At 38.4% G+C, this 26,151-nt stretch carries 30 protein-coding genes, 1 tRNA gene and 5 pseudogenes; 26 read left to right on the top strand and 10 right to left on the bottom strand.

Translation table 11 applies throughout. From position 1 onward, the window contains the following. Positions 1–35 precede the first annotated feature (35 nt). From efeO to tatA, 5 genes are read left to right on the top strand one after another with little or no spacing between them, the layout of a single operon-like run. Entirely contained in the window at positions 36–908 is an 873-nt protein-coding gene (gene efeO / locus HT693_RS00465) for an iron uptake system protein EfeO (RefSeq protein ID WP_000732987.1), read from the top strand. Positions 909–913: 5 nt separating this feature from the next. Further along, entirely contained in the window at positions 914–2,128 is a 1,215-nt protein-coding gene (gene efeB, locus HT693_RS00460) for an iron uptake transporter deferrochelatase/peroxidase subunit (RefSeq protein ID WP_000136411.1), read from the top strand. Next, positions 2,103–3,791, top strand: a complete 1,689-nt coding sequence (locus HT693_RS00455; protein ID WP_000252108.1) for an FTR1 family protein — start codon at positions 2,103–2,105, stop codon at positions 3,789–3,791. The genes efeB and HT693_RS00455 overlap by 26 nt, the downstream gene beginning before the upstream one ends. After that, a complete protein-coding gene (gene tatC, locus HT693_RS00450; RefSeq protein WP_000375159.1) occupies positions 3,792–4,523 on the top strand; it encodes a twin-arginine translocase subunit TatC in 732 nt (243 codons plus the stop codon). Next, the gene (tatA, locus tag HT693_RS00445; RefSeq protein ID WP_000512107.1) at positions 4,507–4,677 is read left to right on the top strand and encodes a twin-arginine translocase TatA/TatE family subunit; all 171 of its coding nucleotides are present in this window, start codon (positions 4,507–4,509) and stop codon (positions 4,675–4,677) included. The genes tatC and tatA overlap by 17 nt, the downstream gene beginning before the upstream one ends. Before the next feature lie 134 nt (positions 4,678–4,811). On the opposite strand, the gene HT693_RS00440 is transcribed toward tatA, so the two are convergent. The 4 genes from HT693_RS00440 to HT693_RS00425 form a co-directional block, all read right to left on the bottom strand. Next, the gene (locus HT693_RS00440) at positions 4,812–5,171 is read right to left on the bottom strand and encodes a type II toxin-antitoxin system RelE/ParE family toxin (protein ID WP_023936126.1); all 360 of its coding nucleotides are present in this window, start codon (positions 5,169–5,171) and stop codon (positions 4,812–4,814) included. Further along, positions 5,161–5,445, bottom strand: a complete 285-nt coding sequence (locus tag HT693_RS00435) for a type II toxin-antitoxin system RelB/DinJ family antitoxin (protein ID WP_050208398.1) — start codon at positions 5,443–5,445, stop codon at positions 5,161–5,163. Before HT693_RS00435 ends, HT693_RS00440 begins: the two co-directional genes overlap by 11 nt. Before the next feature lie 177 nt (positions 5,446–5,622). After that, entirely contained in the window at positions 5,623–5,865 is a 243-nt protein-coding gene (locus HT693_RS00430) for a type B 50S ribosomal protein L31 (protein WP_000710764.1), read from the bottom strand. Positions 5,866–5,960: 95 nt separating this feature from the next. After that, on the bottom strand, positions 5,961–6,896 hold the full coding sequence (locus HT693_RS00425) for a bifunctional oligoribonuclease/PAP phosphatase NrnA (RefSeq protein ID WP_054388226.1): 936 nt from the start codon (positions 6,894–6,896) through the stop codon (positions 5,961–5,963). 103 nt (positions 6,897–6,999) lie between these two features. Between HT693_RS00425 and HT693_RS00420 the strand changes: the two genes are divergently transcribed. From HT693_RS00420 to HT693_RS12310, 12 genes and pseudogenes are all read left to right on the top strand, one after another. Beyond that, the gene (locus tag HT693_RS00420) at positions 7,000–7,443 is read left to right on the top strand and encodes a flavodoxin (protein WP_000241950.1); all 444 of its coding nucleotides are present in this window, start codon (positions 7,000–7,002) and stop codon (positions 7,441–7,443) included. A gap of 115 nt (positions 7,444–7,558) precedes the next feature. Next, positions 7,559–7,825 carry a chorismate mutase gene (locus HT693_RS00415; protein WP_000362492.1) on the top strand — a complete coding sequence of 89 codons (267 nt, stop codon included), beginning with the start codon at positions 7,559–7,561 and terminating at the stop codon, positions 7,823–7,825. Beyond that, positions 7,822–8,196: a fluoride efflux transporter CrcB gene (gene crcB, locus HT693_RS00410; protein ID WP_000712082.1), complete on the top strand. Its 375-nt coding sequence runs from the start codon at positions 7,822–7,824 to the stop codon at positions 8,194–8,196. Before HT693_RS00415 ends, crcB (HT693_RS00410) begins: the two co-directional genes overlap by 4 nt. Then, positions 8,190–8,519: a fluoride efflux transporter CrcB gene (gene crcB / locus HT693_RS00405; RefSeq protein WP_000237406.1), complete on the top strand. Its 330-nt coding sequence runs from the start codon at positions 8,190–8,192 to the stop codon at positions 8,517–8,519. Before crcB (HT693_RS00410) ends, crcB (HT693_RS00405) begins: the two co-directional genes overlap by 7 nt. Before the next feature lie 118 nt (positions 8,520–8,637). Then, positions 8,638–8,985, top strand: coding sequence for a 50S ribosomal protein L19 (gene rplS, locus HT693_RS00400; RefSeq protein WP_001068669.1), 348 nt, complete (start codon positions 8,638–8,640; stop codon positions 8,983–8,985). A gap of 40 nt (positions 8,986–9,025) precedes the next feature. Next, positions 9,026–9,097 (top strand) — tRNA-Arg (locus HT693_RS00395). A gap of 272 nt (positions 9,098–9,369) precedes the next feature. Then, positions 9,370–9,558, top strand: a complete 189-nt coding sequence (locus tag HT693_RS00390; protein ID WP_138705048.1) for a type II toxin-antitoxin system HicA family toxin — start codon at positions 9,370–9,372, stop codon at positions 9,556–9,558. 57 nt (positions 9,559–9,615) lie between these two features. Continuing rightward, on the top strand, positions 9,616–9,993 hold the full coding sequence (locus HT693_RS00385; protein ID WP_000921490.1) for a type II toxin-antitoxin system HicB family antitoxin: 378 nt from the start codon (positions 9,616–9,618) through the stop codon (positions 9,991–9,993). A gap of 89 nt (positions 9,994–10,082) precedes the next feature. Then, positions 10,083–10,244: a type II toxin-antitoxin system RelB/DinJ family antitoxin gene (locus HT693_RS00380; RefSeq protein ID WP_000077979.1), complete on the top strand. Its 162-nt coding sequence runs from the start codon at positions 10,083–10,085 to the stop codon at positions 10,242–10,244. Between the two features lie 45 nt (positions 10,245–10,289). Continuing rightward, positions 10,290–10,604, top strand: coding sequence for a nucleotidyltransferase domain-containing protein (locus HT693_RS00375; RefSeq protein WP_000263130.1), 315 nt, complete (start codon positions 10,290–10,292; stop codon positions 10,602–10,604). Continuing rightward, positions 10,585–10,959 (top strand): HepT-like ribonuclease domain-containing protein, encoded by a 375-nt coding sequence (locus tag HT693_RS00370; RefSeq protein ID WP_001257560.1) that lies wholly within the window; start codon positions 10,585–10,587, stop codon positions 10,957–10,959. The genes HT693_RS00375 and HT693_RS00370 overlap by 20 nt, the downstream gene beginning before the upstream one ends. Before the next feature lies 1 nt (position 10,960). Further along, a pseudogene (locus HT693_RS12310) lies at positions 10,961–11,295 on the top strand (site-specific integrase); the annotation flags it as partial. A gap of 14 nt (positions 11,296–11,309) precedes the next feature. Here HT693_RS12310 and HT693_RS00360 read toward each other — a convergent pair. The 4 genes and pseudogenes from HT693_RS00360 to HT693_RS00345 all read right to left on the bottom strand — a co-directional run. Continuing rightward, positions 11,310–11,417 (bottom strand): annotated as a pseudogene (locus HT693_RS00360) (IS5/IS1182 family transposase); the annotation flags it as partial. 102 nt (positions 11,418–11,519) lie between these two features. Next, positions 11,520–12,207: pseudogene (locus HT693_RS00355) on the bottom strand (transposase family protein); the annotation flags it as partial. 348 nt (positions 12,208–12,555) lie between these two features. Next, positions 12,556–13,362, bottom strand: coding sequence for a sugar-phosphatase (gene yidA, locus HT693_RS00350; protein ID WP_000023513.1), 807 nt, complete (start codon positions 13,360–13,362; stop codon positions 12,556–12,558). Positions 13,363–13,374: 12 nt separating this feature from the next. Then, entirely contained in the window at positions 13,375–14,679 is a 1,305-nt protein-coding gene (locus tag HT693_RS00345; RefSeq protein ID WP_119920091.1) for an HD domain-containing protein, read from the bottom strand. Positions 14,680–14,750: 71 nt separating this feature from the next. On the opposite strand from HT693_RS00345, the gene HT693_RS00340 reads away from it, so the two are divergent. From HT693_RS00340 to HT693_RS00300, 9 genes and pseudogenes are all read left to right on the top strand, one after another. After that, positions 14,751–15,128: a DUF1934 domain-containing protein gene (locus HT693_RS00340; RefSeq protein WP_119920092.1), complete on the top strand. Its 378-nt coding sequence runs from the start codon at positions 14,751–14,753 to the stop codon at positions 15,126–15,128. A 90-nt stretch (positions 15,129–15,218) separates the two neighbouring features. Then, a complete protein-coding gene (locus tag HT693_RS00335; RefSeq protein ID WP_000402071.1) occupies positions 15,219–15,551 on the top strand; it encodes a putative DNA-binding protein in 333 nt (110 codons plus the stop codon). Between the two features lie 11 nt (positions 15,552–15,562). Further along, positions 15,563–17,134, top strand: coding sequence for a signal recognition particle protein (ffh, locus tag HT693_RS00330; protein ID WP_138705049.1), 1,572 nt, complete (start codon positions 15,563–15,565; stop codon positions 17,132–17,134). A 596-nt stretch (positions 17,135–17,730) separates the two neighbouring features. Continuing rightward, positions 17,731–19,434 carry a site-specific DNA-methyltransferase gene (locus HT693_RS00325; protein WP_054388223.1) on the top strand — a complete coding sequence of 568 codons (1,704 nt, stop codon included), beginning with the start codon at positions 17,731–17,733 and terminating at the stop codon, positions 19,432–19,434. Between the two features lies 1 nt (position 19,435). Then, positions 19,436–20,140 carry an SLATT domain-containing protein gene (locus HT693_RS00320; protein ID WP_054388222.1) on the top strand — a complete coding sequence of 235 codons (705 nt, stop codon included), beginning with the start codon at positions 19,436–19,438 and terminating at the stop codon, positions 20,138–20,140. Between the two features lie 31 nt (positions 20,141–20,171). After that, positions 20,172–23,249, top strand: coding sequence for a DEAD/DEAH box helicase family protein (locus HT693_RS00315; protein ID WP_054388221.1), 3,078 nt, complete (start codon positions 20,172–20,174; stop codon positions 23,247–23,249). 13 nt (positions 23,250–23,262) lie between these two features. Then, positions 23,263–23,715 (top strand): CFI-box-CTERM domain-containing protein, encoded by a 453-nt coding sequence (locus HT693_RS00310; RefSeq protein ID WP_023936107.1) that lies wholly within the window; start codon positions 23,263–23,265, stop codon positions 23,713–23,715. A gap of 296 nt (positions 23,716–24,011) precedes the next feature. Next, positions 24,012–24,158, top strand: coding sequence for a hypothetical protein (locus HT693_RS00305; protein WP_000770987.1), 147 nt, complete (start codon positions 24,012–24,014; stop codon positions 24,156–24,158). A 32-nt stretch (positions 24,159–24,190) separates the two neighbouring features. Then, positions 24,191–24,559, top strand: a pseudogene (locus HT693_RS00300) (helix-turn-helix domain-containing protein); the annotation flags it as partial. Positions 24,560–24,565: 6 nt separating this feature from the next. Here HT693_RS00300 and HT693_RS00295 read toward each other — a convergent pair. After that, a pseudogene (locus HT693_RS00295) lies at positions 24,566–25,463 on the bottom strand (IS630 family transposase); the annotation flags it as partial. Positions 25,464–25,851: 388 nt separating this feature from the next. Continuing rightward, entirely contained in the window at positions 25,852–26,007 is a 156-nt protein-coding gene (locus HT693_RS11785) for a hypothetical protein (RefSeq protein WP_000379812.1), read from the bottom strand. Positions 26,008–26,151: the final 144 nt, after the last annotated feature.

The raw sequence follows: 26,151 nt of genomic DNA, 5'->3' as shown, positions 1-26,151 counted from the left end.
TGAATTCAGGTTTCCTGAACCGATAGGAGTATACAATGAAAAAACTAGGTTTTGTCCTTTTATCTTCAGCCTTGCTATTGACAGCTTGTGCAGTCCGTTTTGAAAAATCAACCGAGACAACCGATTCGTCCAAGGTGACAGCCTTGTCTGAAGACAAGCAAAAAATGCTTGATAAGGCTACTGCTGACTATAAGACTTTTGTGCAAGACCAAATCGATAAACTGTTGACAGATACAGAAGGCTTTGTCAAACTGTTGAAAGAAGGTAAGTTAGAAGAAGCTAAGAAGGTCTATCCACTGATTCGTATGTCTTATGAGCGTTCAGAACCGATTGCCGAGAGTTTTGGTGAGTCAGATGTCAAGATTGACTTCCGTTTGGCAGACTACATGGACGAAAACAAGACAGAAGAGGGATGGTCAGGTTTCCACCGTATTGAGCGTATCCTTTGGGAAGACAATACAACTAAAGGAACTGAAAGCTATGGTGATCAGTTGGTCAATGATATCAAGGAATTGAAAGCCAAGATTGCAACTGTTGATGTGGACTACAAGGTTATGCTGACTGGGGCAGTCGACTTGCTTAACGAAGTTGCAACAAGTAAGATTACAGGGGAAGAGGAAATTTATTCTCATACAGACTTGTATGACTTCCGTGCCAATATCGAGGGAGCTGAGAAGATTTTCCAACTCTTTAAACCTTTGCTTGAAAAATCAGACGCTAACCTAGTTAAAGAATTGGAAGCGGACTTCAAGTCTGTCAATGATTTGTTGGACAAACACATGACCGACAAGGAACACTACAAGCTCTATACAGATTTGACAACAGAAGATACCAAAGAATTGTCAGAAGCTGTGACAAAACTTGGTGAGCCTCTATCACAAATGGGTAAATTTCTTAGTGGAGAATAAGAGTCATGACTGAAAAAGACGAAAAGTTTTTTGAGAAGAAAATGGACCGTCGAGAATTTCTAAAAAAAGCAGGGATTGGAGGGGCTGGTTTAGCGCTAGGACTCTCTGGTGCTTCTGCTTTTTTCGCACCTAAGCTAGGAAGTCAGGAAAAAATCTCGTACGGAAATGAAAAAATTGCTTTTTATGGCAAGCATCAAGCTGGGATTAGTACGCCCATGCAAAAGAATATCTATTTTGTTGTCTTGGACCTGCATACGACGGATAGAGATAAGATTATCCAGCTATTCAAGGATTGGACGGATTATAGTGCCAAGTTGGTTGAGGGGGAATTGGTCAAAAAAGATGGCCAGAATGCTCTCTTGCCTCCGAGTGATACTGGTGAGACAGTCGGGCTCAACCCTCATCGTTTGACGCTGACTTTTGGTGTGTCTGCGAGTTTCTTGAAAAAGATGAACTTGGAAAACAAGCGTCCTCAAGTTTTCAGGGATTTACCGCCTTTTCCTAAAGAGCAATTGCGTGAAAAATATACTGGTGGAGATATTGTCATCCAGGCCTGTGCAGATGATGAGCAGGTTGCCTTTCACGCTATTCGCAATCTCATCCGTAAGGGGAGAAATGCCGTGACCCTTCGTTGGAGTCAGTCTGGTTTTGCAGCTATCGGGGATCGAATGGAGACTCCGCGTAACCTCTTTGGTTTTAAAGATGGAACAGCAAATCCAACCAAGGAGCAAGACTTTGACCGCGTTATCTGGGCTGATAGTAAGGATTGGATGGAAAATGGTTCATATATGGCAGTTCGTCGGATTCAGATGTTTTTAGAGACTTGGGATCGCACTAGTCTTGAAGAACAAGAAAATACTTTTGGTCGTTACAAGGAAAGTGGTGCTCCCTTTGGTAAGAAGAATGAGTTTGATGAAGTGGATTTGAGTCTCTTACCTGATGATTCGCATGTTCGTTTAGCTAAGGAAGTAGACAAGCCCCTTTTGCGACGTTCTTATTCTTACTCTGATGGAATTGATGAAAAAACTGGCCAGTTTGATACAGGATTGCTTTTCATTTCTTTCCAGAAGGATCCTGATAACTTTGTCAAGGTTCAAACCAATCTAGGTGCTACTGATAAGATGAATGAATATATCACTCACATCGGTAGTGGACTCTTTGCTTGCTTTGGTGGTGTGGAGAAAGGAGGCTACATTGGTCAGAAATTATTGGAAGGCTAGAAGCTGGTTACTAGTTTTAGCTTTGTCATTTTTAATTCTTTCCCCAGTAGGTGCCCAAGAAAGCTTGAGTTCTTACTTTGTGAAAATCACAGATGCTTCTAAAGCAGTGAAAAATGGGAATCAGTCTGAGGCCCAGAAACTTGTTCAAGAGATGGCATCAGACTTTGAAAGAGTAGAAGATAGCAATTCTGAGGCTGGTAAAGTCGTTAAGGAAAAGTTAGCTCAGTCAGGCGAGATTACTGAAGACAAACTCACCGAAATTTCTGCAGCCCTATTAGCCTTTGAAAAAGAACAAAATCCTGTTGACCTAGATGCGGAAAAAGAAAAATTGGTAAACCGTCTAAGTCCTTGTTTTGAAGCCTTAGAGCAGGCCATTGCCTCCAAAGATTTGGAAAAGGTACGAGAAGCTTTTAAGAAAATGAATTCCACTTGGACTATCAATGAAAGTGTGGTTCGTGACAATAGTACGGCCCATTATGGACGTGTTGAAACAGCTATTTCTTTCTTGCGTAGTAGTATGGAAACCGAGCCTACGGATTTTAACTCCATCCAGACTTCCTTTGAGGACTTAAAAAAGGCTATCGATGATTTTGCAAGCGGAAAAGAAGTCGCAGAAGCATCTTCTGATTTAAGTCTCAAAGATGGTATTGCTCTTTTGAAGAAAGCTTTGGAACAATTCCAAGCTGGTGACCAAGCATCAGGAGCAGCTAGCATGAAGGAATTCATCACTATCTGGCCAACGATTGAGGGTTCTGTTAGCACGACCAATCCTTCCCTCTATACACGAGTGGAAAGTGAAAGCCCTGTGATTATGGTCAAGGGAGGTGAGAAGGAATACCAAGAAAAATTAGAAAAACTGATTGCAGATTTATCACAAATTGATACTAGCGCACGTTACAATGCCTTTGATGCTATGCTGATTCTTCTAAGAGAAGGAGTAGAGGCCCTCTTAATCGTCATGGCCTTGGTGACGACCTTGAAAGCAGCCAAGATGCGAAAAGGGCTCAAGTGGGTTTATGGTGGTGCTATCACTGGAATCATGGCCAGTCTCCTTATTGCCTTCATCCTGCAAATTTCCTTTCCAGTAGTAACATCAGGCTCCAATCGTGAAATCATCGAAGGAGCAGTGGGGATTTTTGCGGTAGCTATGATGATTTTGATTGGAATCTGGCTCCACAGCAAATCCTCGGTCAAAAAATGGAATACCTTTATGGAGTCACAAATGGAAACAGTGACCAAAACAGGCTCCTTTATTTCCATGTTTGCCCTCAGTTTTCTAGCTGTTTTCCGTGAGGGAGCAGAAACCATTCTCTTTTATGTTGGGATTTTACCAAGAATTTCCAGTTTTGAATTTGTCTTGGGAATTTCACTTGCCTTGCTGGTTCTGGTAATTATTGCCCTTGTGATGAACAAGGCCAGTCAATTCTTCCTGCCACATAAGGTCTTCTTTATCCTGACTTGGATGATTTATGCCCTAGCCTTCAAGATGCTGGGGGTTAGTATCCATGCTCTTCAGTTGACCAATATGGCACCAAATCACTTAGTGACAGGCTTTCCAACGATCGACTTGCTTGGAATTTATCCAAGTTGGGAAGGCTTGGTTAGCCAGCTAGTCTTTGTTATTATTGTCTTGATTGTCACTTTTAGACAGGGTGAAAAATAAATGGATAGAAAAGAATTGACAATCGTTGAACATCTGGTAGAATTTAGAAAGAGACTATTGGCAGTAGTCATTTGTTTCTTTTTGGTATTCTCTGCTTCTCTGCTGTTTGCAGACCAGATTTACCAGTATGTGACCCAATCTTTTCAGCAAAAGTTGATTGTTTTAGGGCCTAATGATATTTTATGGATTTACATACGTTTGGCTAGTCTGATGGCCTTTACTATCACCTTGCCTTACACGGTGTATCATATTTGGTCTTTCATTAAACCCGGTTTAAAGAAGGAAGAAGCTAGAGCTGTCTTTGCCTATATTCCAGCTAGTTTCCTTTGTTTTCTAGTTGGACTGGCTTTTGGTTTTTACTTTGTAACACCGGCCTTACTTCAGGTTTTATTAGGGTTGGGAGAAGGTCTATTTGAAACGCAGTTAACCGCCCAAAATTATCTGTCTTTTGTTTTTCAAACGACCTTGCCTTTGGCTCTGATTTTTGAATTGCCAGTTATCATTGCCTTTTTGACGTCGATTGGACTCATTGGACCAGAATTATTGACTGCTTATCGCCGATATGCCTATTTTATCTTATTGGTACTCGCAGTCATCTTAACACCAGCTGACTTTGTCAGCGATTTGGCAATGACTGCCCCCTTGATATTACTCTATGAATTAAGTATTGCTATTAGCAAACACATTATGAAACGCAAGCAGAAAGGAGAGAGGAATGGGAATCTTACGTGATATTGGAGCACCAGGATTGATTATCATCGTTTTAGGAGCTCTCTTGATATTTGGACCAAAACGATTGCCTGAACTAGGCGAGTCAATCGGTAAAATGCTATCTGAATTTAAAAAAGCAGTTAAAGGAGCTGAAAATCAAGATAAGGAAGACTAAACCTTGTCTAATAAAAAACTTTGTACTCTGGAAGCCATCGCGTGGCTAGCTAGAGTGCAAAGTTTTTTTATTTTTTAGTTAAAATGAAGACTGTGTTCCTTATAAGTACAAGGTTATTAAGAGAGTGGTGGACATTAAAATGATGATTTTGAGTTTTTGTTATTTTTGCTTTGGAGCAAGGTAACATAGTCACTTTTGGTGTGAAATAAGTGGGAAAGAAAAACAGTTCTTTGAGTCTGGTCGATAAAGTAAAGCAAGATATACTGACCGATAATTTTTCCTCGCGTAGGGTACTTACTGTTGATTTTTAGTCCGATTTTTTCATCTGCATCAAAGCCAGCTTCAGGAAAAGTTTCTAAACTTTTTAAGCCGTCTAAAATTCTGGCTACAGTATTCTTAGCAGACTGAGGTGATAAAAGAACAGTAGTAATGTAGTCATGGATATTGTCAATTGCCTGACTCACTTCAGTAGAAAGACTCACTTTATAAGCCATATCGTAGCCTCATATTGTCTAGGGAAGTTCCTTGTCCGGATTCGTATTCTCTTAAGGAGCGTTCAGATTGGGCTTGTAGTTCCTGAATCAATCGCTCACGATGTATATCTTCTGCAGTTTTTATTGGTAAATCCTGTTCGAGAACAATCTGCTCGATAAAAAGACTAATAGCATCCGTCATAGTCATTCCTTTTTCCTTGATGATAGCTCTAGCTTGTTCCATTGATGACTCATTGATTTTAAAATTGTATTGCTTAGTAAGTGATGTCGTCATGGTATATCTCCAATCTATACTATATATAGCTAGTATATATCTTTTATATTTTTTAGGCAAGAGAAAACTTTGTACTCTAGAAACTATCGAGAGTGTAAAGTTTTTTTAGTTTGGAACATGAAAACAGCAGTTGATTTCAAGAAACAAAAAAGAACAGCCGAAGCTGTCTTTTTATCATTATTTGAGACCGTATTTTTTGTTGAAACGATCCACGCGTCCATCTGCTTGAGTGAACTTTTGACGTCCAGTGTAGAATGGGTGTGAGTCTGATGAAATTTCCACACGGATCAATGGGTAAGTTTCACCTTCGAACTCAACTGTTTCGTTAGAGCGTTTTGTTGAACCGCTAAGGAATTGGTAACCAGTAGTTGTGTCCATGAAGACAACTGGGCGATATTCTGGATGGATATCTTTTTTCATTTTGCAATATTTCCTTTCTGCCATGGTCTCTTTGCGAGCCATAGATTGTTACCATACTAGTCTATCAGATTCTGAAAAGTTTGGCAAGTATTTTATCAGTTTTTAAGCAAGTTTTTTAACTTTTGGTAGATGATTTCGTTTTCTTCTAGGCTATAGGAATTAGCACCGCTTGCTAGAGGATGGCCTCCACCATCATGTTCTTTGGCAATTTCATTGATAGGATGAATTTTACTGCGTAAGCGAACGCGGTAGTGGCCAACAGCCTGCTCCACAAAAATTCCCCAGAGACTAACACTATCAATGCGTCCAGGTGCACCGACAATGGCTGCAGTTTCAGCATCGGTAACATTAAATTGTTTCAAGACTTCTTGACTCAGGATAACTCGCGCTGCACCATTTTCATCCACTTCCAGATGGTCGTAGATGTAGCCTTGAAGTTTAGCAATTTTGTAACTCATAGTGTCCATTTTGCGAGTGAGAGCCGCAAAGTCAAAGTTCTGTTCTCTTAGATAGGCAGCCAGACGAAGAGTCCGTGCAGTGGTAGAAGGGTAGAGGAAGCGACCTGTATCACCAACAATTCCTGCAAAGAGCAACTCAGCAGCTCGATCTGACAAGGCCAGTTGGGTTGTTTGGGCAAATAGAGTAATCATCTCGCTAGCGCTGCTTGAACTAGTATCCACCCAAGATAGGTCACCATATACATCATCATTTGGATGGTGGTCAATCTTAATGAGAAAATCACCTTGACGATAGCGCTTATCATCGATACGAGCAGTATTAGCTGTATCACAGACGATGACAAGGGCACCTTGGTAGGCACTATCTTCAACAAGATCCATCTCAGCCATCCAAGTTAGAGTTGGTTCATCATAACCAACGGCTTTGATGGTTTTTTCAGGGAAATGATGTTTGAGAAGAGCTTTCAAACCCACCTGACTTCCCAAGGCATCAGGGTCTGGTTTCATATGACGATGAATGATAATCGTGTCGTATTCTTTGATTTTTTCTAAAATTTGATGGCAAATTTCCATAAATAACCTCAATTCTTTCTCATTTCATTGTAGCACAAGAATTTTTATTTTTAAAATGAAAAAGATGTGATATAATGGAGAAAGATAAATTGAGGAGGACGATATGGTATTAGCAAAAATTGTATTTGCCAGTATGACCGGTAATACCGAAGAAATTGCAGATATTGTAGCAGACAAATTACGTGACTTGGGCTTGGATGTTGATGTTGATGAATGTACAACTGTTGATGCTTCAGACTTCTTGGAAGCAGACATCGCTATCGTTGCGACCTATACTTATGGTGATGGAGAATTGCCAGATGAGATGATGGACTTCTACGAAGACCTAGCAGATCTCAACTTGAATGGCAAAATCTACGGAGTGGTTGGTTCAGGAGATACCTTCTACGATGAATTCTGTAAGGCTGTTGATGACTTTGATCGTGTTTTTGTTTCGACAGGAGCAGAAAAAGGTTCAGAATGTGTTAAAGTTGATCTCTCTGCTGAGGAAGAAGACATTGAGCGCTTGGAACAATTCGCAGAAGAATTGGCTGCTAAAGTAGGATAAGTATAAAAGTGCGCTGATGTAATCAATCAGTGCATTTTTCTTATCGTGAGTTAGGATTTTACTAGCCTATTTGGTGGCTTTTTGATACAATAATTCAAATAAAGGAGGAGACTGTATGGATTTAGATAGTATTCGTCAAGAAATTGATCAAATCGACGACCAAATCGTCAAGCTCTTAGAAGAACGAATGCATTTGGTTGAGGGTGTAGTTGCCTATAAGAAAGCTTCAGGTAAACCGATTTTAGATACCAAGAGAGAAGCGGTTATTTTTGAAAAGGTTAGAAGTCGTGTAGGAGATAAGCGCTATCAGGAAACTATTGTCGCGACTTTTTCGGACATACTCAAACGTTCGCGTGATTATCAGAATCAGAATATCAAATGAAAAAAGAACAATTTTATCCGCTAGGCATTTTTATAGCTGCTATGTTGGGCGGACTTGTGCGCTACCTTGTTTCTACTTGGTTATCAGCCAGTCCAGACTTTCCTTGGGGCACTCTCTTTGTCAACTATCTGGGAATTTTCTGCTTGATTTATCTTGTCAAGGGATATCTGGTCTATAAGGGGACTAGTAAGGGCTTGATTTTAGCACTAGGGACGGGCTTTTGTGGAGGTTTAACAACTTTTTCCAGCCTAATGCTTGATACTGTGAAGCTGCTTGATACAGGGCGTTATCTTAGTTTAGTCCTGTATTTGCTTTTGAGCATCGGTGGAGGCCTACTCTTAGCTTATTTTCTAGGGAGGAAGAAATGGTAATCGTCTATCTTGCAATTGCTTGTGGTTTCGGAGCTTTAGTGCGCTATTTCTTTTCCCGCTATAATCAAACTTCTAAATTGCCCCTCGGAACGCTCATAGTCAATCTTCTAGGTTGTTTTTTAATTGGATTATTCTACAATCATGTGGAGTCTAAGGAAGTCTATGCTATTTTAGCAACAGGATTTTGTGGAGGTTTGACAACTTTTTCGACCTTGAATGACGAACTCCAAAGATTGTTAAGTGATAGGAAGGGATTTTATTCTTATTTAGCTTTGACCTACCTCGGTGGTTTGATTGCGATTTTTTTAGGAATTCTGCTATAAATTTCTTTACTTTTTTGTGGAAATTTGGTAAACTGTATCTTGTGTGTAATGGACGCACAAAAATACAGTTTATCCGCTGAGGAAGATTCTTCAAGATTGACAAAGATAGGAGAATAAAATGAATCCATTAATCCAAAGCTTGACTGAAGGTCAACTTCGTACAGATATCCCATCATTCCGTCCTGGTGACACTGTTCGTGTACACGCGAAAGTTGTCGAAGGTAACCGTGAACGTATCCAGATTTTTGAAGGTGTTGTTATCGCACGTAAAGGTGCTGGTATCTCAGAAAACTACACAGTTCGTAAAATCTCTAACGGTGTAGGTGTTGAGCGTATCTTCCCCATCCACACTCCACGTGTTGAAAAAATCGAAGTTGTTCGTTACGGTAAAGTACGTCGTGCGAAATTGTACTACTTGCGTGCTCTTCAAGGTAAGGCAGCTCGTATCAAAGAAATCCGTCGTTAATTCGACTAAAACTCTGCTTTTTCAGCAGAGTTTTTATCTAGCTCCCTTAGTTCAATGGATATAACAACTCCCTCCTAAGGAGTAGTTGCAGGTTCGATTCCTGCAGGGGGCATAATAAGAAGCGTAAAGAAACATAAAGAATATTCAAAGTGTTTATTTGTAGGCAATCATCACAATTTAGTTTTTTAAAATAGGTTAGTATTTTTGGAATCTTTGACCAAAGTGTGACCAAAATTTGACCAAAAGTCAATGAATATAGAATAAAGTAGATCAGGAAGCTGGTCTATTTTATTTTGTAGTTATTGAGAAAAAGTGGTTTGTTTTAATTTGACTATTATACACATAATGCGTATAATAGTAAGTGTAAGGAGGTAACGAATATATATGCCACTTACAGGTAAAGAAATGGTGAAACTAGCTCTTGAGAATGGATGGGTTGAAGTTCGTCAAAGAGGAAGTCATCATCATTTTAAGAAAGAGGGTTTTTCTTATCTTGTCACGATTCCAGTTCATGGAAATGAAGATTTGGTAAAGGGATTGGAGAGAAAGATTCTCAAAGATTTAGGATTGTAATTTTTACTTTCCTAAGTCTTTTTACATCAGAGGTAGTAGAATGTTGGGGGTAGTAGAATGTTAAAAACGTATCCAGCTATTTTTCATAAAGAAGGAACAGGATATTGGGTAGAATTTCCAGAATTTGGTGGTGGTACAGAAGGAAAAAATATCGAAGAAGCGATGAAAAATGCTCGAGAAATGCTTGAAAATGTTTTAGCTTCTTATATCGATGAAGGGATGGCGTTGCCTACTCCAAGTGATATTTTAAAGATTGAAGTTTCAGATGGTTTTGTATCAATGATTCAAGTTGATCCTGCGCCTTTTGTGAGAAGTAACAAGGCGATTAGAAAGAACGTGACCGTTCCTGAATGGCTAGTTCGTCTTGCTGATCGAGAAAAGATTAACTATTCAGAAGTTTTGGCACAAGCATTAGAGAAGAAGTTGCAAGTTTAAATTTAAAGACTGTATTTATTAGGGAATAAGTTTGATATGTATTGGTAAAAGTGATACAATAGATATACAAGAAGAAAAGGAGAAATGCTATGTCACAAATTGCTGTAAGAGTAGATGATGAATTGAAAAAAGAAGCGACTGCGATTTTTAATGAGTTGGGGTTGGATATGTCAACTGCTGTGAAGTTATTTTTGAAGCAAAGTGTGTTGACAAGAAGTATTCCTTTTGAAGTTAAACTTGATTCTGAGTAAGGTGAAATAAAAGTGTGGATAGATATAATCTAAAGGGGTTCGGTTATGGTTTATACAATAGATCAGATAAAGGAAAAAATTGTTCCTGTTGCTAAACAATATGATTTATCTAAAATTTATCTATTTGGCTCTTATGCTAGGGGCGAAGCTGATGGGAAAAGTGATGTTGATATTGCTTTGGAGTTAGAGGATGATTCTATATATTTTGATGTATATGGTAGACTTTTGACTATTTTTGATGGTAATATAGATATTCTATTGGTTAGTGATTTACTTTCTCCAAAAACAAACATTGGGAAGTTAGTCAAGAAAAATTTTTTGAATGATAGAGAGGTTATTTATGAGAAGTCAATCTCTTGAAACTGATATAGCATATTTGAAGGATATGGTTTTATATCTTGATAAGGCCGATGCTGTTTTGTATAAAGCAAGAAGATATAATTTACCTTTAGATGATGATATGGTAGTTGATTCTATCGCTATGAATTTAGGACAGGTAGGAGAACAGTTATCGTTAGGCAAATTATCAGAGGAAGTAAAACAGAAGTATTCAGATAGGATAAACTGGACTCAGATAAAAGGTTTTAGAAATTTTATTTATCATAATTATTCTAACTTAAATTTTAAAATTATAGAGGGTATATTGAAGGAATCTGTTCCCAAAACGAAAGAATCTTTACACTCGATTATAAGAGAATTAGAAGGTGAATTATAAAATAGAAAATGAAAGAGAAACTCTAAAAACGTATGGAAGATTTGCTAGAAATCGACAAATTTTATTCCTCAAAAAACGAATACTTCCATAAGAGAAATTATTATTGATGAAGATTTAATATCTGTATTGGATGCATTGAAAGAGGAACAAGATAAGGTTCTTTATAATCGTGAAGAATTAAAGAAATATGATTTGGTCTCTTGTGATAGAAGGTATAAACTTTCTACAAATTATGGATTGAATAAATACTTGAAAGTATTTTTATCCGAACTTGGGATAGGTAGCCAAACCATGATAGCAAAAGCAGGCAGGCATATTTACGGTTTATATTTATTAGACTTCCTGCAAAACTAGAATCCTAGTTCATGATTGATAATACCAACAATCAAATTCATTCGTAAGCCGAAGCGTTTACGATGATTTCGATAGGTTGTTGAAAAAATTTTAAACGTTTTCATAGTGAAATGAAATAAGAACAGGACAAATCGATCAGGACAGTCAAATCGATTTCTAACAATGTTTTAGAAGTAGATGTGTACTATTCTAGTTTCAATCTACTATACTCTGTCAAAAATATTCTCAACCTTGATTCTCTCCTTAGATAGCGCATGGTTACAGGCTTTATCTTCAGCTGTTAGCAGCTTGAGTTTGCTGGATTTCCTCGGAGTTTGCGCTTGAGGATATAGCTTCATGAGCCCTTGATAAGCACTGTCAGCCAAGATTTTACCAGCTTGTCCGATATTTCTGCGACTCATTTTGAACAACTTCATATCATGACAATAGTTCACAGCGAGCTCCAAAGAAACAATTCTCCCTTGACTTGTGACAATCGCTTAAGCCTTCATAGCGTGGCATTTCTTTTTACCAGAATCATTCTCTAATTGTTTTTTTAGAACGATTGATTTTTACTTCCGTCGCATCAATCATTACCGTGTCCTCAGAACTGAGAGGAGGTCTTGAAATCGTAAAACCACTTTGAACAAGAGTTACTTCAACCCATTGACTCCGATGGGTTAAGTTGCTTTCGTGGATACCAAAATCAGCCGCAATTTGTTCATAAGTGCGGTATTCTCGCACATATTGAAGAGTGGCCATAAGAAGGTCTTCTAGGCTTAATTTAGGTTTTTATCCATCTTTTGCGTGTTTAATTTTTAATACGGCTAACATCTCTTCAAAAGTCGTGCGCTGAACACCAACCAGGAGCTTAAATCGTGCATCAGTTAGTTGTTTACTTGCTTCATAATTCATAGAACTATTCTACCATATTTTGTTTCGCAGGAAGTCTATTATCAAAAGGTGTTGATATATGGGCTGTTTCAAGATTACTAAGGCATAAAGATATACAACAAATTATTCAAACTTACGGACATACTCTAAAAGAGGGTTATTGATAAATAGTATAGGAAGAGCCTTAAAATAAGGTTTTTTCTATTTATCGATTCCAGCAGGGGTATGTAATTAGATACTATAGTAGATTGAAACTAGAATAGTGTATCTGGACTTCTAAAACATTACTAGAAATTGATTTGTCCTATTCCTATTTCATTTTACTATAAAAACCGCTCAACTGAGCGGTTTTCGTCTATTCATACCCTCTTACAGTACCCATGTTCGGATGGCATGGGCAACACCGGATTCGTCATTTGTTTTAGTGATGTATTTGGCGATTTTTTTGATTTCTGGATTTCCATTTTCCATGACAACGGGGTTCCCAACGACTTCCAGCATGGCACGGTCATTTTCTTCGTCACCGATAGCCATGGTTTGATTTTTGGTCAATCCGAGTTTTTCAGCTAGGTGAGTGATGGCTGACCCCTTGTCTACATTCTTTTTAAGGAGTTCGAGGTAGAAAGGAGCAGACTTGTTGATAGAGTAGCGTTCGTAAAATTCTGCTGGTATCTTTTCAATTGCAGCATCGAGAACCTCAGGCTCATCGATGAACATACACTTGACGATTTCCTTGTCAGCCATTTCTTCAGGTGTGCGGTAGAAGATAGGCATGTTGACGAGGGTTGATTCGTGCACAGTGTATGTTCCGATATTGCGATTGGCAGTATAGATACCGTCCTTAGTAATAGCATGCATGTGGACACCGAGCTTACGACTGAGAAATTCCATATCCAGATAATCCTCATAAGTCAAGGATTCGCTGATAATCTCATGCCCTGTAGCAGTTTCTTGGACAAGGGCACCATTGAAGGTCACAACATAGTCACCCTCGTCTCTCAACTGCAAGTCGTCCAGAAGTTTGGCAACACCTGCGATAGGGCGGCCAGTTGCAATGACGACTTTGACACCAGCTTCTTTGGCATCTTGGATGGCAGAAAAGACTTCAGGAGTAATCTCCTTTTGACTGTTGACTAGGGTTCCGTCAATATCGACAGCGATTAGTTTAATACTCATAAAATTCCTCTTCTAGTTTTTATTTGGGGTAAAATGATCGTTCTCAATCAAGTGTAAAAATTGCTGGGTAATGCTTGCAAAGATGCTGTTTTGGTCCAACATTTCTTTTGGAAAATAAAAGCGATTATCTCCGTGGCGACTGCCAGCAAGGGATTGGACGATAGGAGACAGGCTAGAGAGTTCGGCCAGTTGACCATTTTTTTGTAAAATCTCAATCTGTGTCCGTGGGTTTTCAGATTCGGGACGATAGATATCATAAGGGAGGTCAAAGTTCTTATGAATGGCAGTGTAGTAGTCGGGATCAAAGCCGATATCCTCAACCAATTTTCTCATGCTAGCGAGTTGGTCTTGGTTCTCTTGTGAAAAGGTAATGGATTTAAAGACCTTGCGGTTGACAAAGCGTTGCGATAAATCTGCAAGAATCTTGTCAGGACTGGTCATCCAAAGCTGGAAGTAGGTATTCATCACGCCATCATCCAGAGCCAGATAGTCAGTCAAGGTCACATTTTTTTCGAAGAAAGGCAGGAGGTGTGGAGAAGTTCGGGCAAAGAAATCCTTGTCCTCAGGATAGAGTTCCTTGGCGCGTTTGAGAAGATTCTGTAGGAGAACTTCCATGGCGCGTGTTGCGGGGTGGAAATAAACCTGCATGTACATCTGGTAGCGACTGAGGACGTAGTCTTCAATGGCGTGCATGCCATTGCGCTGAAAGGCGATACCATTTTCGACAGGACGAATGACTCGGAGGATGCGAGTCAGGTCAAATTCCCCATAGGATGCTCCTGTAAAATAGGAGTCACGCAAGAGATAGTCCATGCGGTCTGCATCAATCTGGCTAGAAATGAGTTGTACGACCTGCTTGTTAGAATAGGTATGGTCGATGACACTGGCAACCTTTTCTGGGAAATCAGGCGCCACTTGTAGCAGGACTTGGTGAATCTCCGTTTCAGGACTTTGGATAATCTCCTGAGTAATGGCCTCATGATCTGTATCAAAGAGATGTTCAAAAGTATGGGAGTAGGCACCATGCCCAAGGTCATGTAGGAGGGCCGCGGTCATGGTCAAGAGAGACTCGGCAGGATTCCATTCTTCAGGATATTTTTCTTCAAAAATCTCCGTGATGCGACGAGCAATCTCATAGACTCCAAGACAATGGGAGAAGCGACTGTGTTCTCCACCGTGGAAGGTATAACTGGAAGTTCCCAGTTGCTTAATACGGCGCAAACGTTGAAATTCTTTTGTATTGATCAAGTCATAGATGATTTGATTATTGACATGGATGTAGTTGTGAACTGGGTCACGGAATACTTTTTCGTTCATATGACCATTATAGCAAAAAGCTAGAGTTTTTGGTAAAATAGTAGGACAAGAGACAAGAAAGAGGACCTGATGTGAAGATTCGGATGCGAAATACGATTCAGTTTGATGAGCAGTTGGAAGTGATTGACCAGCTTTATGACGTGGAAGTGCATAAAAAAGGAGATTATAGCTACCTGCTTTTCTATAATGAAGAAAAGGAAAAAGTAGTGATTAAATTTCATGGTCAAGAACTGGTGATGAGCCGATTTTCCAATCCCAAGACCATTATGCGCTTTCTAAAGAATAGCGATAGTTTAGCCTATATTCCTACACCTATGGGCATGCAGGAGTTTATCATCCAAACGAGCCATTATCAAGTTGATAGGCAAAAGATTGAACTAGATTATCAACTACAAAATCAAGAGGGACATCCTTTTGCCAGCTATCAATTGGAAATTACTTGGGGCTAGGCTCATGTCTTTTTCAAATTTAGCTATCTATCTTCTTGGATCGGCTTCCTAGTGTGGTAGATTAGGCTAATTTTTGGTATAATAAAAGTTATGGAAATCGAAAAAACCAATCGTATGAATGCGCTCTTTGAATTTTATGCGGCGCTTTTGACAGACAAGCAAATGAATTATATCGAGCTCTACTACGCTGATGATTACAGCCTCGCTGAGATTGCCGAAGAGTTTGGTGTCAGTCGTCAGGCTGTTTACGACAATATCAAGCGGACAGAAAAGATTCTGGAAGATTATGAGATGAAATTGCACATGTACTCGGACTACATTGTCCGTAGTCAGATTTTTGACCAGATCTTGGAGCGTTATCCCAAGGATAACTTTCTGCAGGAGCAGATAGAAATTTTAACAAGCATTGATAATAGAGAATAAGAGGAAGAAACATGGCATTTGAAAGTTTAACAGAACGTTTGCAGAACGTCTTTAAAAATCTACGTAAAAAAGGAAAAATCTCTGAATCTGATGTCCAAGAGGCAACTAAAGAGATTCGCTTGGCCTTGCTTGAGGCCGACGTTGCCTTGCCTGTTGTAAAGGACTTTATCAAGAAAGTTCGTGAGCGTGCAGTCGGGCATGAGGTCATTGATACCCTTAATCCAGCGCAACAGATTATTAAAATAGTTGATGAGGAACTGACAGCTGTTTTAGGTTCTGATACAGCGGAGATTATCAAGTCACCTAAGATTCCTACAATCATCATGATGGTTGGTTTGCAGGGGGCTGGTAAAACAACCTTTGCTGGTAAATTGGCCAACAAACTCAAGAAAGAAGAAAATGCTCGTCCTTTGATGATTGCGGCGGATATTTACCGTCCTGCGGCTATTGATCAGCTTAAAACCTTGGGGCAACAGATTGATGTGCCTGTCTTCGCTCTTGGGACAGAGGTTCCAGCTGTTGATATTGTACGTCAAGGTTTGGAGCAAGCCCAAACTAATCATAACGACTATGTCTTGATTGATACTGCGGGTCGTTTGCAGATTGATGAGCTCCTCATGAATGAGCTTCGTGATGTGAAAGTATTGGCTCAACCAAATGAAATCTTGCTTGTCGTTGATGCTATGATTGGTCAGGAAGCAGCCAATGTTGCGCATGAGTTTAATGCTCAGTTGGAAGTAACTGGGGTTATCCTTACCAAGATTGATGGCGATACTCGTGGTGGTGCGGCTCTATCTGTTCGTCACATCACTGGAAAACCAATCAAGTTCACTGGTACAGGTGAAAAAATTACAGATATCGAAACCTTCCACCCAGACCGCATGTCTAGCCGTATCCTTGGTATGGGGGATATGCTCACTCTGATTGAGAAAGCTTCTCAGGAATACGATGAGCAAAAAGCTCTTGAAATGGCTGAGAAGATGCGTGAAAACACCTTTGATTTCAATGATTTCATTGCTCAGTTGGATCAGGTGCAAAACATGGGCCCAATGGAAGACTTGCTCAAGATGATTCCAGGTATGGCTAACAATCCAGCCCTTCAAAACATGAAGGTAGATGAGCGTCAGATTGCTCGCAAACGTGCTATTGTGTCTTCAATGACACCTGAAGAGCGTGAAAATCCAGATTTGTTAAATCCAAGCCGTCGTCGTCGTATCGCTGCAGGTTCTGGAAATACATTTGTCGAAGTCAATAAATTTATCAAGGACTTTAACCAGGCTAAACAGCTCATGCAGGGTGTCATGTCTGGAGATATGAATAAAATGATGAAGCAAATGGGAATCAATCCAAACAATCTTCCCAAAAATATGCCAAATATGGGAGGAATGGATATGTCTGCCCTTGAAGGAATGATGGGACAAGGTGGTATGCCTGACTTATCAGCTCTCGGAGGAGCAGGAATGCCCGATATGAGCCAGATGTTTGGTGGCGGACTCAAAGGTAAAATCGGTGAATTTGCCATGAAACAGTCTATGAAACGCATGGCGAATAAAATGAAAAAAGCGAAGAAGAAACGCAAGTAAGACGAAGGAAGGCCGCAGAGCTTTCCTTTTTTAGAAAAATAATAAAGGTCTATTTTGAATCTGTAAAGAATAAAAAATAATAATACTCAATGAAAATCAAATAGCAAACTAGGAAGCTAGCCGCAAGCTGCTCAAAACACTGTTTTNNNNAGTCAGTCACATATATACGGTAAGGCGACGTTGATGTGGTTTGAAGAGATTTTTGAAGAGTATAAATATAAAGAAAAATCAGAAATTGAGATTAGAGAACTCTTTTGATTTCAATCCTTATTTTTGATAAAATGAAGCTGTAATGTATTAAAAATGAAGCATTACAAAGATAGGATAAGCCAACTTAATTTGTTAGAAAATTAAAATTACAAAAGCTTGACAAAGCTAAGAAAGGATACTACCATGAGCACAGCACAGCACAGCACACAGGTGAAAACTCTGGACTTGAGAAATTAACTCTCACTTCAAAAGATGTTTTTACAGATAATATTTCAAAAATTGGTCAACTTTTTCCTGAAGTTCTGACGGAAAAGAGGGATGAATACGGCAGATTACGTCCTGCGATTGACTTTGAGAAGCTTAAACAGTTTTTATCAGAGGAAATTGTGGATGGTCGAGAATCCTATGAGTTTACTTGGGTTGGAAAGCGTGAAGCTATTGCAGAAGCTGGGCGACCAACTACTAAAACCCTAAGACCAGATCTTGATGAAAGTGTTGACTTTGAAAACAGTGAAAATGTCTTTATTACTGGAGATAATTTAGAAGTCTTAAAAATCTTACAAGAATCCTATCTAGGAAAAATCGATATGATTTATATCGATCCACCCTATAATACAGGAAAAGACTTTGTATATTCTGATAAGTTCCAAAAAACAGACGAAGAGTTGAAGGAAGAGATGGAACTTTTGGATGAAGAAGGACGCCAGGTAGTTGGGCTTACAAAAAATGAAAAGACTTCGGCCCGTTATCACTCAGACTGGCTCAATATGATGTATCCACGTCTCCGCCTAGCACGTAATCTCCTCAAGGATTCAGGTGTTATCTTTATTTCTATCGATGATAATGAACAAGCTAACCTCAAAGCTATCTGTGATGAGATATTTGGGGAGGAGAATTTTGTAGCAGGTGTAATTTGGAATAATAAATACACAGTTTCAAATGATACTGATATTTCGTACCAACACGAGAGTATATTAATTTACTCAAAAAATAGAAATTTTGGACAATTAAATTTATTACCACGTACTGAAAAACAAAATAAAAGTTATAAAAACAGGGATGATGACCCAAGAGGTCCGTGGAAATCCACCCCGATTCATGCTAGGAGTGGTAGCTTATCAAGTATTTATACTATTAGATTTCCTAACGGAGTTGAATGGACTTCTCCACAAGGAACATATCCTCGATATTCCAAAAACAAATTAGAAGATTTATACAATGATAATAGACTTTATTTTAATAAGAATGGAGGAGTAGATAAAAAAACATTTTTATCAGAGGTTAGAGATGGTGTAACAGTTGGAACCCTTTGGAATTATGAAGAAGTGGGACATTCACATGGTAACAATGAAGAATTAGCATTATTAATTAAGAAGGGTATGTTTAATGACCCTAAGGGAACTAAGCTATTAAGAAAAATTTTGAAGATTGGAAGTAAGAAAGATTCTATTGTATTAGATTTTTTCGGTGGTTCGGGTACTACGGCGGATGCAGTCATGCAACTGAATGCTGAAGATGGTGGAAATCGTAAGTTTATTCTGTGTACGTTGGATGAGGAAGTAGCAGATAAGTCTGCTGCTAAAGAAGCAGGTTATGAAACCATTGACCAAATTTCACGTGAGCGGATTCGTCGTGCTGCCGCCAAGATTCAAGAGGAGCATCCAGAGTTGGTTGACAAGCAGGACTTTGGATTTAAGGCTTACAAACTAGATTCTTCTAATTTTAAGGATGTTTCAGCTAGACCGGATCAATTTATTCAAGGAGAACTATTTGATAGTGTATCCAATATCAAGGAAGGACGTACTGGCCTTGACTTACTTTTCCAAGTTATTCTGACATGGGGAATGGAACTGTCACTAGCCATTGATTTGGATAAGGTAGCAGGAGCAGAAGTTTATGACGTAGATCAAGGTTCGCTCATGGCTTGTTTCGAAGATGAAATATCAGAAGAAGTAATCCGTCACATCGCTCAAGCACAACCACTTCGTGCCGTTTTCCGTGATAGCTCATTTGCCAATTCAGCAGATAAAATTAACGTAAGTGAAATCTTCAAAGAATTATCACCACATACAAAAGTGAAGGTGGTGTAATGTGAGCGAAATTCTAGATTTTAAAGATAGAGATATAGACTATGAGATTAATTTAAAATGCAATTCGATAGATACTGTAAGGGCAGCTAGAATTAATACAAGTAAAAGATTGTACGAGTATGCTGAAAAATGGGAATTGATCTTTTTAGCAATGAGTATAATGTCAACGGGTTTACTAGTGTATTCGCTAATAAATCCCGAAAATAAAGATAGATTAGCTTTGTCGGCTTTGTTTTCCATATATTCTTTGCTTGTCCAGAATTTTGTTGCTAAGTTGAATTATAATGAGAGAGCTCTGAAATTACACTATCATCAGTTAGAATTAGAAGACTTTTTACTTGATTTAAAATCAATTATTTTCCAAAAATCACTTAGTGATGATGAAAAAATTAATAAATACCAACAGATAATGTCAAGGTATCAAATTAGCCTACGCGGAAATGAAAATCATTCAGATTTTGATCACAAGTATGCTAAAAAGTATCAGAAGAGAAAATATGGTCAAGGCAATTCGCAATCTGACATGGAATCTAAAGTAACAGAAGAGACAATTGAAGATGGTAAGAAAAAGTGTTGCCTAAAAGATGCCTTTCTTTATATTGAGCAATTTATCAAGAGACATGATTTTAGTTGGAATAAAATCATTATTTGGTTTCAATATATATTGATTCCATTAGTTCTTATCTGGTATTTGGTTTTATCCTGAAAGTAATAAATTATAAAGAAGAAAATAAATTATGAAACTACAATTTAAAAAACAACAATTCCAGTTGGATGCGGTTAGTGCCATTGCAGATTTATTTCAAGGGCAAGCCAAACATACTGGAGTTCAGTATATGGCGGATCCAGGTCGTCTCAAGTCAGATGAGGTAGATTTGGTTTTAGATGCTTATCGAAATGCACCGATTCAATTGAGTCAAGCAAGTATACGAGAAAATGTTCATACTATGCAAACTCGCTATGGTTTGCGTCCTTCTGATAAACTATCGATTGATATGATTGCTGGACGAGAAGCTTATAATTTTTCCATAGAGATGGAGACGGGAACAGGGAAGACCTACACTTATATCCGTACAATTATGGAGTTGAATAAACGCTATGGCTGGCTTAAATTTGTCATTGTCGTTCCAAGTGTAGCCATTCGTGAAGGAGTTCTCAAATCTCTACAGATCATGTCAAGCCACTTTCAGATGGAGTATGGCAAACAACCACGCTATTTTGTCTACGATTCTTCACGTTTAGGTGATTTGGATAGTTTTGCCAATTCGTCAGACCTTCAAATTATGGTCATCAACTCTCAAGCTTTTAATGCGAAAGGGAAAGATGCGCGACGGATTCATTCTGAGCAGGAAAGTTTCCGTTGGCGTCGTCCGATTGATGTATTGGCAGCTATGAATCCGATTATGATTATTGATGAGCCTCAGTCTGTTGAAGGGAAACAGACCAAGGAAAGACTAAAAGATTTTAAGCCATTGTTTACGCTACGCTATTCGGCTACACACAAGGAAAAGCATGATATGGTTTATAGATTGGATGCCATGGATGCTTACAATCAAAAATTAGTGAAAAAGATTGCGGTTAAGGCTATTGAGCAAACTGGGACGACCGGGACACAAGGCTATCTTTATCTACAAGAAATCATTCCACAAAAAACAGGAGCACCCAAAGCAAAAATTGAGTTTGAAGTAAAAACGCAGTCAGGTGTCAAAAGGAAATTGAAGGTAGTGGAAGAACCCTTTGATTTATACGCTGAATCAGGGAATTTATCTGCTTATAAAGGAATGACCCTTAGTCACTTTGATGCAAGGGAGAACAAACTTCAAGTTGGCGTGACGCAAGAACTTCATGTTGGTGAAGTGATAGGGGAAGTGGATGAGTCGAGCATCAGAAGAATTCAAATCCGAGAAACTATAAAAAGTCATCTCGAAAAAGAAAGTAAACTGTACAATCGAAGAATTAAAGTATTATCCCTATTTTTCATCGATGAAGTGGCCAAGTATAAACAATATGATGAACATAATGATGCCTATAATGGTGAATATGCTCAGATTTTTGAAGAAGAATATCGAAATCAAGTAAACCAGTTTATCCAAACACAGGAACCAACTCCTTATCGTCGATATTTGGAGGCTAATCTTGAAGGAAATTCAGTTCATGCCGGTTACTTTTCGGTAGATAAAGTGAAGAAGTCAGATAAGACCATTTTTGTGGACTATAAATCTGCCAGTGAAAAGAAAAATAATCTTTCAAATGACATTGATGCCTATGACTTGATTATGAAGGACAAGGAGCGTTTATTGAGCTTTGAAGAGCCAGTTCGTTTCCTCTTTTCTCACTCAGCTCTAAAAGAGGGATGGGATAATCCTAATGTCTTTCAAATCTGTACGCTGAAGCAATCTTCAGCAGAGACTCGAAAACGTCAAGAAATCGGTCGTGGTATGCGTTTAGCAGTTGACCAAAACGGAATTCGTCAGGATTTTGAACTCTTAGGAAATGATGTTCATGAAATCAATAAACTGACAGTAATTGCAAATGAAAGTTATGATCAATTTGCTCGAAGTCTACAAGAAGAAATCAAAGAACTCTTAGCAGAACGTCCTGTAAAAGTGGATGTTACTCTCTTTACGAATAAAGTTCTAACGAATCAAGAAGGTCAAACAATACGAATTACCAAGGAACAAGCAGATTCGATTCATTTTGATTTGATTCGACAAGGCTATATAGACCGTGAAGGGCAATTGACTGCAGAATATTTTACTACAAAAGAAAATCATCAGTTACAACTGTCTGAAACACTAGCAGGTTATGAGGATAAGCTGGTAGAGATATTGGAGAGCGTTTATCATGCTGGACAGTATGAAATTGAAAATGCCAATAATGCGGTAATTCAATTCTCAAATGAGGTCAATCAAGAAAATATTGCCCGAAAAGAATTTTTAAATCTCTGGAAGCAAATCAATCGTAAGACGAGTTACCAAGTAGAGTTTGATGATGCGGAATTGGTAAAACATTCGGTTGACTATATCAATGAGAAATTAGTCGTTAGCAAACCAAGCTTTCATATAACTCAAGCAAGCGCTACTGAGATGAGTAAGGAAGAAGGTCTCCATCTCACAGTAGCTGAGAATGATCGTCAGCAAGAATATCTAACGGATTCGCAGATTATGACCAAATATGATTTACTAGGGGAAATTGCTGAACAGACTGGTTTAACTCGTAAATTGGTTGCGGAAATATTAAGTAAAATCTATGTCTACCAATTTGACAAGTTTAAACAAAATCCTGAAGAGTTTATTCTTAAGGTTTCAAAGCTCATTAATGAACAAAAAGCGAGTCAAATTATCAAGCATATCCAGTATAATGTGTTAAATGAAGAGTATGATATGGACTTGTTTTATGACAATCCTGAAACTGCTAACAGATCAGATGATCACTTACTTGAATCCAAAAAAGGGATTTACAATTTTGTAAAAGTTGATTCCAATACGGAGAAGACCTTTAAAGAATCTTTGGAACAATACGAGGATGTTCGTGTTTATGTGAAGCTACCAGGGAAGTTCAGTATTGCGACTCCGCTTGGGAACTATAACCCTGACTGGGCAATCGCCTTCCGTGAAGGTAGTGTCAAACATATCTATTTTGTTGCAGAAACGAAAGGCTCTATGTCTAGTCTTCAATTAAAACAAGCTGAGCAAGCAAAAATTGCCTGTGCGCGTGCTCATTTTAAAGCGTTAGCTCAAGCTGGATTGATTAGTGATCAGCACATCTATGATGTGGTTTCAAGTTACGAGGAATTATTAAATATTGTAAGATAGAGAGGTAAAAGAAATGGAATTTATTGTATATCGTAAGGGAAGAGAAGTAGCTGTTTTACAACGTAGGAGTGATGCAGAGAGATATGTGCGCTCTAAAACTGGATTTTTTGGTGAACCAGATGCTTACTATCAGATTGAACAAAGAGGTTGTTATTTGACAGAAGCAGCTGTAACTTACAAGGGATTGGCAGATGACTGTGATGAATTGATGACTTTGCGAAAATTCAGGGATTCTTATCTAGCTTTTAAAGATGGTGGTCAGGAGGAAATTGAATCCTACTATAAGATGGCTCCTCAGATTGTTGCCAAGTTAGAAGAACATTCAAATCGTGAGGAAATACTAGAGTCTATCTGGTCAGGACTTGTCTTACCTTGTGTTTCCTTGATTAAAATAGGAGAGAATCAAACTTGCCATCAATTGTATAAAACATATACACTAGAATTGTCTCAAAAAGTGGTCCAATAAAACGAGTAGAGTATAGGAAAAGAGTTCGGGTCCTCGCTAACTTGTATAGTGAAGAGACCCCCTATTCTATTTAGATCCCCAATACCAAAACAAACGTGTCAAACTAATCACTAATAGAACATACTTGGAAGATTTTGAATGGAATGAGGAAGATACAAAGGAAGACAATTTCTCTAGCTGGCTTGATGAAATGGTAGGATTGTAAGGGGGGATTTTTACCCCTTGGGTTTTAAGAGTATATATAATTAAGATAAACTAAAAAGACTAACACAAAAAAAGAAAGTAGAGAAAAGAAAATGAAGTTATTAAAGGGTTTGGGCTTTGCCTTGGTATTGTTTTACATGGTTATATTTATTGGAGTAAACTTTGTGACTGTTGGGGTTGATAATGATAAAAAAGAAGAAACAACAAAAGAGATACAAAGGTATGAATTGTTAGACTAGACTAAAATAAAAAAGCATTATACAATAGTAATATGAAATCAACTAAAGAAGAAATCCAAGCTATCAAAACACTTTTAAAAGACTCTAGTACAGCTAAATATCATAAACGCCTTCAAATCGTTCTATTTCGTCTGATGGGTAAATCTTATAAAGAGATTATAGAGCTTTTAGACTGTAATCAAACAACGATTTGGCCAACTGTAAAAAAATATGAGGAGTTCGGACTCGACTCTCTCCTTCAAGAAATACGTGGTGGTCGTAACCATGCATATATGACAATTGAGGAAGAGAAAGCCTTTCTTGCCCGTCATTTGAAGGCTGCAGAGGCAGGAGAATTTGTTACAATTGATGCCTTATTTCAGGCTTATAAAAAGGAGTTAGGTCCTTCCTACACACGTGATACCTTTCTCTTTCCACACTTGTTCAATGGGGTTCATCTCTGGTGTGTATGGAGGAATAAAGGTAAAGCCAATATTAGTCGGAATCTTTAAGGTACTTGATTTATGCCATATGGCATTGTCCATAACGAGTAAAAGATAATCATCTGGATAAGCTTGTGAAAGCTCTTCTAAAAAGGCGTTCATCCACTCAGTATGACATCCACCAGCGATTAAGAAAAATGATTCGCCTGTATGGGCATCAACAGCTCCATAACAATAGCAAAATTCTCGTATATAGTGACTATGGACATGTGAACCTACTCCCATTGGAGCCCAACAAGATCCCAGTTTACTGATTCTACCGAAACCAGCCTCATCTTGGTACATCAAGCGAACCTTACGAAAATGCCTACTGGTTTTAAAGCGCTTTCTTGTCTTCTTGAATTGAGATTTTATTTTTAGACGCGACAATGGTTTGAACGTCTGCTTTCTTGGGATGTTCTGGACGTGGCCTAATATTTCGCCAACCATGGCGCTTCAAGAGTTGATAAAAGTCATCACGTGTGTAGGAAGAACCTAACTCCTTTTTATAAGCCTGAAATAAGGCATCAATTGTAACAAATTCTCCTGCCTCTGCAGCCTTCAAATGACGGGCAAGAAAGGCTTTCTCTTCCTCAATTGTCATATATGCATGGTTACGACCACCACGTGTTTCTTGAAGGAGAGAGTCGAGTCCGAACTCCTCATATTTTTTTACAGTTGGCCAAATCGTTGTTTGATTACAGTCTAAAAGCTCTATAATCTCTTTATAAGATTTACCCATCAGACGAAATAGAACGATTTGAAGGCGTTTATGATATTTAGCTGTACTAGAGTCTTTTAAAAGTGTTTTGATTGTTTGGATTTCTTCTTTAGTTGATTTCATATTACTATTATATAATACTTTTTGATTTTAGTTTAGTATTAACATAATCGGCTTTTTCCTCATACCATTGATTAATAGCTGTCATAAATCCGTCATAGTTCCAAGCCAAGTTTTCTGCTAGTGAGAAATTTCCTGAAGACCAGGGGCTCCAAATGTCCTTACTAGACAAGCGTGTGTGATTAATGGTGATCGAAGCTTCTGCTGCACGAATGAAGGTTGTTTTTTCTAGTGCAGTTGACCATTTGATAGGAACATAGCTAGTAACTAGACCTTCGTCTGTTGTTTCTTTTCGAATGGCATTGATACGGTCTAAGATAGCCTGTTTATATGGCGTTAAGAAAGTCCCTTCAATCCCAACTAGAGTAGTACCAGAAGAAGTACTAGTGACCTAAGAGTTTAAGATATTGTAGGATTGACCATTGATTGCTTGAGTGGAAACCAGCCTATCATTAGTGGCTACTGATTGTGATGTAACAATTCCTACCCCAAGAAGTGATAGAGCTGAAATCGTTGCAAGTGTGAACTTTTTAGCTTTGGTGTCCATTTCGTGTCCCCTTATTTTTTATTATATAGTTATTTAGTTTTAAAAAAGCGTTCCAAACATTCAAAAATAGTTGGGACTTCCCTTAATAAATCTGTTACTTTCTTTTTCAAGATAGCCCAAGCTTGCTCAATAGGATTCAAATCC

This window comes from Streptococcus sp. 2154 (assembly GCF_013277255.1).
Lineage (GTDB): Bacteria > Bacillota > Bacilli > Lactobacillales > Streptococcaceae > Streptococcus > Streptococcus pseudopneumoniae.
This window is presented reverse-complemented; position numbering and strand designations above follow the sequence as displayed.

Coding starts and splice junctions, on each gene's coding strand:
- HT693_RS00380 (WP_000077979.1), top strand. CDS start 10,083: ATGTCACAAATTGCTGTAAGAGTAGATGATGAATTGAAAAAAGAAGCG.
- tatA (WP_000512107.1), top strand. CDS start 4,507: ATGGGAATCTTACGTGATATTGGAGCACCAGGATTGATTATCATCGTT.
- HT693_RS00375 (WP_000263130.1), top strand. CDS start 10,290: ATGGTTTATACAATAGATCAGATAAAGGAAAAAATTGTTCCTGTTGCT.
- yidA (WP_000023513.1), bottom strand. CDS start 13,362: ATGAGTATTAAACTAATCGCTGTCGATATTGACGGAACCCTAGTCAAC.
- ffh (WP_138705049.1), top strand. CDS start 15,563: ATGGCATTTGAAAGTTTAACAGAACGTTTGCAGAACGTCTTTAAAAAT.
- HT693_RS00305 (WP_000770987.1), top strand. CDS start 24,012: ATGAAGTTATTAAAGGGTTTGGGCTTTGCCTTGGTATTGTTTTACATG.
- efeB (WP_000136411.1), top strand. CDS start 914: ATGACTGAAAAAGACGAAAAGTTTTTTGAGAAGAAAATGGACCGTCGA.
- HT693_RS00370 (WP_001257560.1), top strand. CDS start 10,585: ATGAGAAGTCAATCTCTTGAAACTGATATAGCATATTTGAAGGATATG.
- crcB (WP_000237406.1), top strand. CDS start 8,190: ATGGTAATCGTCTATCTTGCAATTGCTTGTGGTTTCGGAGCTTTAGTG.
- rplS (WP_001068669.1), top strand. CDS start 8,638: ATGAATCCATTAATCCAAAGCTTGACTGAAGGTCAACTTCGTACAGAT.
- HT693_RS00415 (WP_000362492.1), top strand. CDS start 7,559: ATGGATTTAGATAGTATTCGTCAAGAAATTGATCAAATCGACGACCAA.
- HT693_RS00435 (WP_050208398.1), bottom strand. CDS start 5,445: ATGACGACATCACTTACTAAGCAATACAATTTTAAAATCAATGAGTCA.
- HT693_RS00385 (WP_000921490.1), top strand. CDS start 9,616: ATGTTAAAAACGTATCCAGCTATTTTTCATAAAGAAGGAACAGGATAT.
- HT693_RS00315 (WP_054388221.1), top strand. CDS start 20,172: ATGAAACTACAATTTAAAAAACAACAATTCCAGTTGGATGCGGTTAGT.
- HT693_RS00390 (WP_138705048.1), top strand. CDS start 9,370: ATGCCACTTACAGGTAAAGAAATGGTGAAACTAGCTCTTGAGAATGGA.
- tatC (WP_000375159.1), top strand. CDS start 3,792: ATGGATAGAAAAGAATTGACAATCGTTGAACATCTGGTAGAATTTAGA.
- HT693_RS00430 (WP_000710764.1), bottom strand. CDS start 5,865: ATGAAAAAAGATATCCATCCAGAATATCGCCCAGTTGTCTTCATGGAC.
- HT693_RS00310 (WP_023936107.1), top strand. CDS start 23,263: ATGGAATTTATTGTATATCGTAAGGGAAGAGAAGTAGCTGTTTTACAA.
- crcB (WP_000712082.1), top strand. CDS start 7,822: ATGAAAAAAGAACAATTTTATCCGCTAGGCATTTTTATAGCTGCTATG.
- HT693_RS00335 (WP_000402071.1), top strand. CDS start 15,219: ATGGAAATCGAAAAAACCAATCGTATGAATGCGCTCTTTGAATTTTAT.
- HT693_RS00345 (WP_119920091.1), bottom strand. CDS start 14,679: ATGAACGAAAAAGTATTCCGTGACCCAGTTCACAACTACATCCATGTC.
- HT693_RS00425 (WP_054388226.1), bottom strand. CDS start 6,896: ATGGAAATTTGCCATCAAATTTTAGAAAAAATCAAAGAATACGACACG.
- efeO (WP_000732987.1), top strand. CDS start 36: ATGAAAAAACTAGGTTTTGTCCTTTTATCTTCAGCCTTGCTATTGACA.
- HT693_RS00440 (WP_023936126.1), bottom strand. CDS start 5,171: ATGGCTTATAAAGTGAGTCTTTCTACTGAAGTGAGTCAGGCAATTGAC.
- HT693_RS00420 (WP_000241950.1), top strand. CDS start 7,000: ATGGTATTAGCAAAAATTGTATTTGCCAGTATGACCGGTAATACCGAA.
- HT693_RS11785 (WP_000379812.1), bottom strand. CDS start 26,007: ATGGACACCAAAGCTAAAAAGTTCACACTTGCAACGATTTCAGCTCTA.